Origin of the sequence: Dietzia sp. B44, assembly GCF_014145245.1 — a bacterium.
In the GTDB taxonomy this organism is placed as follows: domain Bacteria; phylum Actinomycetota; class Actinomycetes; order Mycobacteriales; family Mycobacteriaceae; genus Dietzia; species Dietzia natronolimnaea.
In genome coordinates, this window is sequence record NZ_JAALEF010000284.1 from 1 (window position 1) to 8,271 (window position 8,271).

7 protein-coding genes are annotated in these 8,271 nt (G+C 71.0%); 4 read left to right on the top strand and 3 right to left on the bottom strand.

The window, feature by feature from the left end; all coding sequences use genetic code 11:
- The coding region (locus G6017_RS10045; protein ID WP_182617187.1) for a DEAD/DEAH box helicase at positions 1 to 1,286 on the top strand (1,286 nt) is incomplete at its 5' end.
- 12 nt (positions 1,287 to 1,298) lie between these two features.
- On the opposite strand, the gene G6017_RS10050 is transcribed toward G6017_RS10045, so the two are convergent.
- Together G6017_RS10050 and G6017_RS10055 are read right to left on the bottom strand one after the other, a co-directional pair.
- On the bottom strand, positions 1,299 to 2,090 hold the full coding sequence (locus G6017_RS10050) for an ROK family protein (RefSeq protein WP_017838436.1): 792 nt from the start codon (positions 2,088 to 2,090) through the stop codon (positions 1,299 to 1,301).
- Positions 2,091 to 2,182: 92 nt separating this feature from the next.
- Complete coding sequence (locus G6017_RS10055; protein ID WP_182617189.1) at positions 2,183 to 2,482, bottom strand: hypothetical protein; 300 nt, start codon at positions 2,480 to 2,482, stop codon at positions 2,183 to 2,185.
- Positions 2,483 to 2,606: 124 nt separating this feature from the next.
- Here G6017_RS10055 and G6017_RS10060 point away from each other — a divergent pair, with 124 nt between their 5' ends.
- Positions 2,607 to 3,221 carry a malonic semialdehyde reductase gene (locus tag G6017_RS10060; RefSeq protein WP_182617191.1) on the top strand — a complete coding sequence of 205 codons (615 nt, stop codon included), beginning with the start codon at positions 2,607 to 2,609 and terminating at the stop codon, positions 3,219 to 3,221.
- Here the strand turns inward: G6017_RS10060 and G6017_RS10065 are convergent.
- Positions 3,194 to 4,123, bottom strand: coding sequence for a hypothetical protein (locus G6017_RS10065; RefSeq protein WP_347237982.1), 930 nt, complete (start codon positions 4,121 to 4,123; stop codon positions 3,194 to 3,196). The genes G6017_RS10060 and G6017_RS10065 overlap by 28 nt on opposite strands.
- A 231-nt stretch (positions 4,124 to 4,354) precedes the next feature.
- On the opposite strand from G6017_RS10065, the gene clpB reads away from it, so the two are divergent.
- Positions 4,355 to 6,907, top strand: coding sequence for an ATP-dependent chaperone ClpB (gene clpB / locus G6017_RS10070; protein ID WP_182617192.1), 2,553 nt, complete (start codon positions 4,355 to 4,357; stop codon positions 6,905 to 6,907).
- A gap of 227 nt (positions 6,908 to 7,134) precedes the next feature.
- Positions 7,135 to 8,019 (top strand): sulfurtransferase, encoded by an 885-nt coding sequence (locus tag G6017_RS10075; protein ID WP_182617194.1) that lies wholly within the window; start codon positions 7,135 to 7,137, stop codon positions 8,017 to 8,019.
- The last annotated feature ends 252 nt before the right edge of the window (positions 8,020 to 8,271 follow it).

Sequence of the window (8,271 nt, forward strand, 5' to 3'; positions counted from 1 at the left end):
CTCGCGCGGAGGGCCCCGCCACCGGCGCCGAGACGGTCGCCGACTCGCCGGGGCCGTTCCTCGTGGTGGCGCCCTCGTCGGTCGTGCCCAACTGGGAGGCCGAGGCCCGGAGGTTCGTGCCCTCGCTGCGCGTGGCCCGACGCTCGGCCACGGAGAGCAAGTCGCCCACCACCGTGGCCGAGGACGCGGCCGCCCACGACATCGTGGTCACCTCCGCGACCGTCCTGCGCCTGAACGCCGAGGCGTACGCGGGGATCGGGTGGGCCGGGGTGATCCTGGACGAGGCCCAGCAGGCCAAGAACCCTGCGTCCAAGCTGTTCGCCGCACTGGCCGGTCTGCGCGCGGACTTCCTGCTCGCGGTCACCGGCACGCCCATGGAGAACAACCTCACCGAACTGTGGGCGATCGCGGCCCTGTCCTGTCGGGGAGTGCTGCCCGACGCCAAGGAGTTCCGTGTGCTGTTCCGGACCCCGATCGAGAAGGACGGCGACGCCGAGGCGCTGCGTCGTCTCCGCCGCCGACTGCGGCCGTTCCTGCTGCGGCGCCGCAAGGAGTTGGTGGCCGGCGAACTGCCGCCGCGCACCGATGCGGTGATGGAGGTGGAGCTCTCGGCCGCGCACCGCCGGGTCTACGAGCGCGAACTGGCCCGTCAGCGGGCGTCGCTGCTGGCACTGCTCGACGACTTCGACTCCAACCGCATCAGCATCCTCGCCGGCCTCACCGTGCTGCGCCGACTGTGCCTGGACCCCTCGCTGGTGGACCCGGACCACGCATCGATCCCCTCCGCCAAGACCGATGAGCTCATCGCGTCGCTGCGCGAGGTCGTGGCCGAGGGGCACCGGGCGCTCGTGTTCAGCCAGTTCACCAGCTACCTCGACACGGTGGTCGACCGGCTGCACGCCGAGGGCATCACGGTCGCTCACCTCGACGGCAGGACCACCGACCGGGCGGGAGCCGTCGGGGAGTTCACCGAGGGTGGCGCGCAGGTGTTCTGCCTGAGTCTCAAGGCCGGGGGAGTGGGCCTCAACCTGGTGGGCGCCGACTACGTCTTCCTCCTGGACCCGTGGTGGAACCCGGCCACCGAGGCGCAGGCCGTGGACCGGGCCCACCGCATCGGCCAGACCAGACCGGTGCTGGTCTACCGGATGGTCGCGCGAGACACCATCGAGGAGCGCGTGGTGGAGTTGCAGCGACGCAAAGCCGAGCTCTTCGCCTCCGTGCTGGACAGCGGGGAGCACTTCTCGGCGGCGCTCACGGCCGACGACCTGCGGGGGTTGATCGAGTAGCGGCGCGGGTGATCACCGCACCGCCGGCATCGCCAACCCCGCGGCCACCGCGGCCCCGAAGAGTGCCGTGTCCCGGGACGGGGAGAACACGACCCGCGGCGCCGGGATGGTGTGCGGCAGCGTGTGCAGCTGCTCGGCGACCGGCCCGTGCAGCGCCTCGCCCAGGCCCACCACGATCCCGCCGGTGAGCAGGACCGTGCGCGGCCGGAACAACTGGACGGCGTCCACCACGAAGGAGCCCACCCGGTGGGCGTAGATCTCGGCGGCGCCGTCGCCGTGTTCCCGCTCGAGGTCGTAGAGCCCGTGCCCGCCCAGGCCCCACCACGCCTCGGTGGTGCCGCCGTCCACGACCAGCCGCCAGTGCCCGAGGTCCCACCCGGTGGGCCCGCACGGGTGGATGAGCGCACCGTGGCGGTTGAGCGCCCCGAAGGACAGGGTGGTGCCCAGGGAGATGGCGATGCCGCCGAACTCGACGTCCGGCAGCTGGGTCAGGGCCAGGGCGTGGGCATCGCCGTGACCGATCACGGACACCGGGGCGTCCAAGAGGGCGACCAACTGGGAGCGCATCGGCCCCTCGGCCCAGGCGGCGGCGCGGGAGGCCTCGATGACCCCACGGTCGGCGTCGACGTGCCCGCTGACCGACACGCCGACGCCGCTGGGGAGGGGATCGACGGCCCGGATCACCGCGGCCAGATCCTCGGCGGTGGCCACCTCGGCCCCGTGGACTCCCACCACGCGGCCGTCGACCACGGCACCGATCCGCGTCCCGCTGCCGCCGATGTCGACGACGACGCCGTTCCTCATCAGATCGCCTCCCGTTCCACACCGACCATTGTCACCAATAGTTCGTAGCGGGCGGGCCATTGGGTGTGGTGGGGTGCTACCCGGTATCGGTGCTACCCCGTATCGATGTTGCGGATCGGGTCGCTCGCCTGGCCCACGGTTCCGCAGTAGAGCTTGGCCGACTCCTGGTTCAGCGTCACCTCCATGCCGGCGGGATCGGACTGCCCCTTCTCGTCGAGGAAGGTGGTGATCACCTCGCGCTGGTCTTCGGGCGGCATCTCCATGTAGTCGCCGCAGGTGGTGTCACCGCCCTGGTTGGGGTCCATCGCGTTGCAGCCGGTCAGGGTCGCCAGCACGAGGGCGGCGGTGGCGACCGGGACGGCCAGCGTCGCGGATCGGGTGCGGATGGGCATGGGGACCTCCGGGGGGATGACGACGACGAGGTGAGCGGTCGATGAGGTGAGCGTAGGCGCGCGGGGTGACGGACATCACTATTCGGCCGGGATTCAGCGGAGCACCGTCGCGGTTATAGTAGATATGACAACATCTTTTGAGACCTCGACCGCCCTTCAACTGGACTCCGCTGCGCAGAACCTGCTCTTCCGGGAGGCCCGCTCCGCCAACGCGTTCACCGACGAGCCTGTCACCGATGAGCAGCTCCGTGCGATCTATGACCTGGTCAAGTGGGCACCGACGTCGATGAACAACCAGCCGCTGAGGATCGTCGTGGTGCGGTCCGAGGAGGCCAAGGCCCGACTGCTGCCGCACCTGGCCGAGGGGAACCGGGCCAAGACCGCCGCCGCGCCGGCCGTCGCGCTGCTCGCGGCCGACGTGGACTTCCACGACGAACTTCCCCGGCTCTTCCCGCACTTCCCCGGGGCCCGTGACCTGTTCGCGGACGAGACCGCACGGGCCGGCGCGGCCGAGCTCAACGCGAGCCTGCAGGTCGGCTACACCATCCTGGGCATCCGCGCCGCGGGTCTCGCCGCCGGCCCGATGACCGGGTTCGACGCCGAGGGGATCGCCGCGGAGTTCTTCCCCGACGGGCGCCACCACGTCCTCGTGGCGATCAACATCGGCACGCCGGCGGAGAACGCCTGGCTCGACCGGCTGCCGCGACTCGACTACGACGAGGTCGTCACGACCCTCTGAGGGGGGCCGTCACCCGCAACCGGCGCGTCCCGGGCAGCCCGCGCGTCACAGGCACAGCCCGCGCGGCACAGGCAGCCGACGAGTCGTAGCGCGAACTGGTCGCCGTAGCCCAGGATCGACTGAGGGTGTGGTCCCGGCCGTTCCGCCATGACCTCGGGCCCGTGCGCCACGGCGTGGTCGACGCCCACGGCGTGCATGAGTTCGTGAAGCGTCAGGCTGCGGGTCCAGGCGTCCCCGGGGACGGGGCTGATCTGATCCGGCCGCAGGGTCACCGAGCCCTGGAGAACCAACCCTCGCGGCCACACCGTGACGCCGCCCAGTCCCGCGATCTCGGGGTCGGTGTGGAACATCGGGTGGTCGCCGTACGTCACGGAGATGGCGCCGTCGCCTTCGCGCTCTCCCTCGGCACCGGGCCCCGCGTACCTGAGAGGGAGGCCGCTGGCGAAGGCGAGCGTCTCGACCGCCCACGCGAGGTCGGGCTCGCTGCCCGGCGGTGCGTCGTAGGAGCGCACGGGGATCTCGTGCTCGCACGGCCAGTGGGCGATATACCCGTCCTCGGTGGCCTCGACGGCGTAGTCGACCCCCGCGATCAGCCCGGCAGGGGGCTGGATGTCGGCGGCGCGGCGCGGTGACCACTCGCCCCGGAGCGGGACGGCAGTCCCCGGGACCGTGGAGTTGGCGGCATCCGCGTGGGCCGGCCTGAACAGGCCGCCGTCCCCGCCTGACACGCGAGCGGCGCCCTCGCCGAAGGAGGCGACGGTGCCGCGGTGCTCTTCGGGGACCATCGCCAGGAGGGCCGGCGAGGATCCGACGACCGCCAGCGCCAGGACGAGCGGTACGACGATCGCCAGCAGGTAGGCGGAGAAGCTGACGGCGGGATGAACGGATCGCTGTCTGTTCACGGCGCGGGGTGGGGTGAGGGGGTCAACGGGGGCCTGTCCTGGGTCGATGCGAGGGAGGGGCCTCGCGGTACCGCTAAGAATCTACTCACGTGGTGGCGGCGTTCACACCGGATTCTTTGACTTGAGCGGAATAGACTCAACTGTTCGGCAGTTGTACGGACTGTCCAGTCCTGATGTGGGCCGGTATTGACCCGAGTACGCTCAAGAACACGTCGAAGAAAGGACCGGTCGATGAGCCAGTTCAACCCCACGACCAAGACCCAGGCGGCTCTGTCGGCCGCCGTCCAATCCGCCTCGGCGGCAGGGAACCCGGATGTCCGTCCGGGCCACCTCCTCGTGGCGCTGCTCGAACAGCAGGACGGGATCGCCACGCCCCTGCTCCAGGCCTGTGGGGTGGACCCGCAACTGGCGCTCACGCAGGCCAAGGCCCTCACCGCGAGTTACCCCAGCGCGTCGGGCTCGGGGCTGGCCGCCCCCAACTTCAACCGCGACGCCCTCGCCGTCATCAGTTTCTCCCAGACCCTCGCGTCCGAGATGGGCGACGACTACGTCTCCACCGAGCACGTCCTGGTCGGCATCGCCGCGGGGCACACCGGGGGCGACGCCGCCAAGCTCCTGGGCGAGCTCGGGGCCACCGAGGACGCGCTCAAGCAGGCGTTCGCCGCGGTCCGCGGAAACACGCGCGTGACCAGCGAGAACCCCGAGGACCAGTACCAGGCGCTCGAGAAGTACTCCACGGATCTCACGGCCCGGGCTCGTGAGGGCAAGATCGACCCGGTCATCGGGCGCGACTCGGAGATCCGGCGCGTGGTGCAGGTCCTGAGCCGCCGCACCAAGAACAACCCGGTGCTCATCGGCGAGCCCGGCGTGGGCAAGACCGCCATCGTCGAGGGGCTGGCCAGGCGGATCGTGGACGGCGACGTCCCCGAGTCGCTCAGGGGCAAGACCCTGCTCTCGCTCGACCTGGGTTCGATGGTCGCGGGCGCCAAGTACCGCGGCGAGTTCGAGGAGCGGCTCAAGGCCGTGCTCGACGAGATCACGGCCTCCGAGGGGCAGATCATCACCTTCATCGACGAGGTCCACACCATCGTCGGCGCCGGCGCGACCGGCGAGGGGTCGATGGACGCCGGCAACATGATCAAGCCGATGCTCGCCCGCGGGGAGCTGCGCCTGGTCGGTGCCACCACGCTCGACGAGTACCGCAAGTACATCGAGAAGGACGCCGCCCTCGAGCGCCGCTTCCAGCAGGTCTACGTGGGGGAGCCGAGCGTCGAGGACACGGTCGGCATCCTGCGCGGGCTCAAGGAGCGCTACGAGGTGCACCACGGTGTGCGGATCACCGACTCCGCGCTGGTCTCCGCGGCCGCGCTGTCGGATCGCTACATCACCCAGCGGTTCCTCCCCGACAAGGCGATCGACCTGGTCGACGAGGCCGCGAGCCGGCTCAAGATGGAGATCGACTCCCGTCCGGAGGAGATCGACGCCGCGGAGCGGATCGTGCGCCGGCTCGAGATCGAGGAGGTGGCGCTGCAGAAGGAGACCGACGCCGCGTCCAAGGATCGGCTCGTCGCGCTCCAGTCCGAGCTCGCCGACTCCAAGGAGAAGCTCGCCGAGCTGACCGCCCGGTGGCAGAACGAGAAGACCGCCATCCAGGGCGTGCAGAAGGTCAAGGAGGAGCTCGACGCGCTGCGCACCGAGTCCGAGAAGGCCGAGCGGGACGGCGACTACGCACGGGTCGCCGAGATCCGTTACGGCCGGCTGCCCGAGCTGGAGAAGCAGCTCGCCCAGGCGGAGGAGAACGACGCCGCCTCCAACGCGATGCTCAAGGAGGAGGTCGGCCCGGAGGACGTCGCCGAGGTCGTCTCCGCCTGGACCGGGATCCCCGTGGGCAAGATGCTCCAGGGCGAGACCGAGAAGCTCCTGCGCATGGAGGACGAGATCGCCCGTCGGGTCGTCGGCCAGAGCGAGGCGGTCCGGGCCGTGTCCGATGCGGTCCGCCGGTCGCGCGCCGGGGTCGCCGACCCCGACCGGCCCACCGGCTCCTTCCTCTTCCTGGGCCCCACGGGTGTCGGCAAGACGGAGCTGGCCAAGGCGCTCGCTGAGTTCCTGTTCGACGACGAGCGGGCCATGGTCCGGATCGACATGAGCGAGTACTCGGAGAAGCACAGCGTCTCGCGGCTGGTGGGTGCCCCTCCGGGGTACGTCGGCTATGAGGCCGGCGGCCAGCTCACCGAGGCCGTGCGGCGGCGTCCGTACACGATCGTGCTGCTCGACGAGGTCGAGAAGGCGCACCCGGACGTGTTCGACATCCTCCTGCAGGTGCTCGACGACGGTCGTCTCACCGACGGCCAGGGCCGGACCGTGGACTTCCGCAACACGATCCTCGTGCTCACCTCCAACCTGGGGGCCGGTGGGTCGCGGGAGCAGACGATGGACGCGGTCAAACGCGCCTTCAAGCCGGAGTTCATCAACCGGCTCGACGACGTGGTGATGTTCGACTCGCTCAGCGAGGAGCAGCTCGAGCACATCGTCGACATCCAGATCGACGAGCTCGCCCGGCGACTCAAGAGTCGGCGACTGGTCCTGGAGGTCGACGACGCGGCCAAGGGCTGGCTGGCCCGGCGCGGGTACGACCCGGCCTACGGCGCCCGCCCGCTGCGCCGGCTGGTGCAGCAGGCGATCGGCGACAAGCTGGCCCGGGCCCTGCTCGGCGGCGACATCCGCGACGGCGACACCGTGCGGGTCTCGCTCGCGGAGGACGGCGAGTCGCTCACGCTGAGCTGACGCCCGTCGCCTGAGCTGGCGGGAACGAGCCGGCGGGTACGAGTTGGCGGACAGGAGATGCGATCGGGAACGGCCCCGACGCGAATCCTGTCCGCCAACTCGTGCCCGGGTGACCGCCCACGTCCCGCATCGCCCACACCTCCTCGCCCGCCCACGCGCCCGCGGAGTGACGGATCAGTCCCCGATGAGGGGATCCGCCTCGTCGTCATCGCGACTACCATGGACCCGTGACCAGAGCCACCGCACCCGCATCCGACACCCAGGCCAGTCCCCTCCTCGTCACGGCGCGCGAGTTGATCAGCGACGTGGCGAGCCTTCCCACCCCCGTGATCCTCGACGTGCGCTGGCGGCTCGGCGACGCCCGCGGGCGCGAGCACTACTACTCGGGCCACATCCCCGGTGCGCAGTACGTCGATCTGCCCACCGAGCTCGCGGGCCAGCGCAACGTCCGCGAGGGCCGCCACCCGCTGCCCTCGCCCGATGATCTCGAGGACGCCCTGCGCCGTGCCGGCGTGCACAACGACAGCCGCGTGGTGATCTACGACGACTCCGGTAACACCTCCGCGGCGCGCGCCTGGTGGCTGATGCGCTGGGCCGGCAAGGAGGACGTCTACCTCCTCGACGGCGGTCTCAAGGCGTGGATCGCCGAGGGCGAGGACCTGGCGGTGGGGCCGGGCAACCCGGTCGAACGCGGCGACTTCACCTTCAGGCTCGATCACATGCGCACGGCCGACATCGACGAGACGCAGGCCAGCCCCGAGGAGGGCGTCCTGATCGATGTCCGCGCGGCCGAGCGCTATGCCGGCCACACCGAGCCGATGGATTCGCGGGCCGGCCACATCCCGGGCGCCGTCAATCTGCCCACCTCGTCGTTCCTCGACGAGAGCGGTCGGTTCCTTCCCGCCGAGCGCATCCGTCAGATGTTCGCCGACGTGGGCGTGACCAGCGGGAAGGACACCGTGGTCTACTGCGGTTCCGGCATCCACGCCTGCCATGCGCTCGCGGCGATGGAGGTGGCCGGGATCGAGGCGGGGAGGTTGTTCCCGGGGTCGTGGTCGCAGTGGTCGGCGGATCGTCGGCGGCCGATCGCCCTGGGGGAGGACCCCCGCTAGCCCCGGGCCTCCGCAGCCTCCCGGGCCCGTCCAGGTCACGCAGCGCCGCGGTGCCTGGCGGGTAACCCCACCAGCGCTGACTACCCTCTGTGGACATGGTCGTGTTCTGGTTCCTCCTGGCCCTCGTGCTGCTCGCCGCGGCGCTCATCCTCCTGCGTCTGGACGCCAGACAACGCGGGGGCGCCGCGTCGCGTGGGACCCCGCCGGCGGTCGGCTCCGGGTCGGCGGGGGAGGGGGCCCTGTCCGACGACG

Bases quoted from the DNA above. Each gene is read 5' to 3' on its own strand.
- G6017_RS10050 (WP_017838436.1), bottom strand. From the start codon at position 2,090: ATGAGGAACGGCGTCGTCGTCGACATCGGCGGCAGCGGGACGCGGATC.
- G6017_RS10060 (WP_182617191.1), top strand. From the start codon at position 2,607: ATGACAACATCTTTTGAGACCTCGACCGCCCTTCAACTGGACTCCGCT.
- clpB (WP_182617192.1), top strand. From the start codon at position 4,355: ATGAGCCAGTTCAACCCCACGACCAAGACCCAGGCGGCTCTGTCGGCC.
- G6017_RS10055 (WP_182617189.1), bottom strand. From the start codon at position 2,482: ATGCCCATCCGCACCCGATCCGCGACGCTGGCCGTCCCGGTCGCCACC.